The sequence below is a fragment of the Streptomyces aurantiacus genome, from assembly GCF_001418335.1.
GTDB lineage: Bacteria > Actinomycetota > Actinomycetes > Streptomycetales > Streptomycetaceae > Streptomyces > Streptomyces aurantiacus.
Genome location: NZ_LIPP01000512.1, coordinates 1 through 2016, shown reverse-complemented (window position 1 = coordinate 2016; position 2016 = coordinate 1). Strand labels below are relative to the sequence as shown.

Here is a 2016-nt window from a genome sequence, read left to right as displayed (position 1 = left end):
GGCCCAGCGGCAGGAGCCGAAGGCGACCCGTACGGTCTCGTGGTCGTCCACCGGGGTGTGGATGGCCGAGGGCGGGAAGGGGGAGTCGGGGAGGGGCCAGACCTGTGCCCCGTCGAACAGCACCTCGTACGGGGTGACGGTGCCCGGTGTCAGCCCGGTCACCGGTATGAGGGCGTAGTGATGGCCGGCGATCTGGAAGGTGCGGGCCGCACCGCCCGAACCGTCCGCGCAGCGCACCTCGGCGGTGGCCGGACGGCTCGCCTCGACCCACACGGTCGCTGACGAGCCGTCGACGTACCTCAACAATGGACCCAGGCGCAGGCTCGCCACGTGATCACCCTCCTCCGTCGCCCCGTACGGTACGGAACGACGGAGACCGGTGGGGAGGTTCCGGCGAGGGACTTGGTGAAGCTCGGGTGAGGGACCGGGTGAGGGACCGGGTGAGTTCCGGATGAGTGCCGGATCGGCGGACGCTCGTGAGGTCCGGGTCAGCAGCCGCTCAGGACCGAGCTGAGCTTGCTCTTCTCCGCCGAGTCGACGGAGAGGTCGTAGTAGTACTTCACCTGGACCCAGGCGCGGACGTACGTGCAGGCGTACGCCGTGCGGGACGGCATCCACTCGGCGGGGTCCTGGTCGCTCTTCGACTGGTTCACGTTGTCCGTGACGGCGATGAGCTGCGGGCGGGTCAGGTCGTTGGCGAAGCCCTGGCGCTGCGCGGTGGTCCAGCTGTCGGCGCCGGAGTCCCAGGCCTCGGCCAGCGGCACGAGATGGTCGATGTCGAGGTCGGAGGCCGCGGTCCAGGTCGCGCCGTCGTAGACCGAGTACCAGGAGCCGCTGGTGGCGGCGCAGGCGGAGCTGGTGACGACGTTCGTACCGTCACGCTTCAGGACGGTCTCGCGGGTGTTGCACGTGCCACTGATGGTGATCCAGTGCGGGAAGAGATCCCGGTCGTACCCGGTGCGGTCCTCGGTCGCCACGGTGAGCGAGGCGAGGTAGGTGCGGGCGGTGGCGGCGCTGACCGGGGTGGGCAGTGCGGCGGAGGCGGCCGGGCCGTTGAAAAGCCCGACCATGGCTATCAGTCCGGCGAAGGCGGCCACTAGACTCAGCCGTCGACGCGCGTAGAACTTCGGCATGCGAACTCCCTTGGGGTGGGGGGAAGTTGACCTGCGAGCAATGCATGGTCTCGGCGGCCGGTTTCCGGGAGATGTGCGTCAGGTGAGAAGTTAGTGACGTGTACATGACACGACAAGGTCTCCGACGGGACTTTCGCAGTGGCCCGTCCGTTTTGTCATGCCCTCATGCGGAATGGGTTTCGGGGGCGGAACGGGTTCGCGGCGGTGGGTAGCGGGATTGCCCCTTCTTTTTGTACCGTGGGGGAACAAAGTGGTTCCCGCTCGCACTCCCTGACCGGCGGGCGGGGGCCACCTTGTTTCCCGGGGCCGCGCAGACCGCGCAGGGACCCCTCTTCCACGCTTTTGGAGCCTGCCGATGACGGCCACGACCGTGCTGACCGCCCGCGCCCTGCTGCTGGACATGGACGGCACCCTCGTCAACTCGGACGCCGTCGTCGAGCGGGTCTGGCGCCGCTGGGCCGACCGGCACGGGCTCGACGGGGACGAGGTCATGAAGGTCGTCCACGGGCGGCAGGGGTACGCGTCGATGGCCGTGCTGCTGCCGAGCCGGCCCATGGAGCAGAACTACGCGGACAACGCGCGCATGCTCGCCGAGGAGACCGCCGACATGGACGGGGTCGTGGCGATCGAGGGGGCCGCGGAGTTCCTGGCCTCCCTCCAGGGGGTGCCGCACGCTCTCGTGACGTCCGCGGATGTGGCGCTGTGCGCCGCGCGTATGGGGGCGGCGGGGCTTTCCCTGCCCGAGCGGCGGATCACGGCCGAGTCCGTGGGGGCGAGCAAGCCGGACCCCGAAGGGTTTCTGAAGGGGGCGGCCGAGTTGGGGGTCGCGCCTGAGGACTGTGTGGTGTTCGAGGACTCGGGGGCGGGCATCTCGGCGGGGCGC

3 protein-coding genes are annotated in these 2016 nt (G+C 69.7%); 1 reads left to right on the top strand and 2 read right to left on the bottom strand.

Annotated features, from left to right (window positions below; all coding sequences use genetic code 11):
* On the bottom strand, positions 1–330 hold a 330-nt coding region (locus tag AOK01_RS39690; protein ID WP_483855262.1), incomplete at its 3' end, for a DUF7800 domain-containing protein.
* Positions 331–488: 158 nt separating this feature from the next.
* Positions 489–1133, bottom strand: coding sequence for an HNH endonuclease family protein (locus AOK01_RS39685; RefSeq protein ID WP_055520455.1), 645 nt, complete (start codon positions 1131–1133; stop codon positions 489–491).
* A gap of 355 nt (positions 1134–1488) precedes the next feature.
* Here AOK01_RS39685 and AOK01_RS39680 point away from each other — a divergent pair.
* A partial coding sequence (locus AOK01_RS39680; RefSeq protein WP_055520454.1) for an HAD-IA family hydrolase occupies positions 1489–2016 on the top strand: 528 nt, incomplete at its 3' end.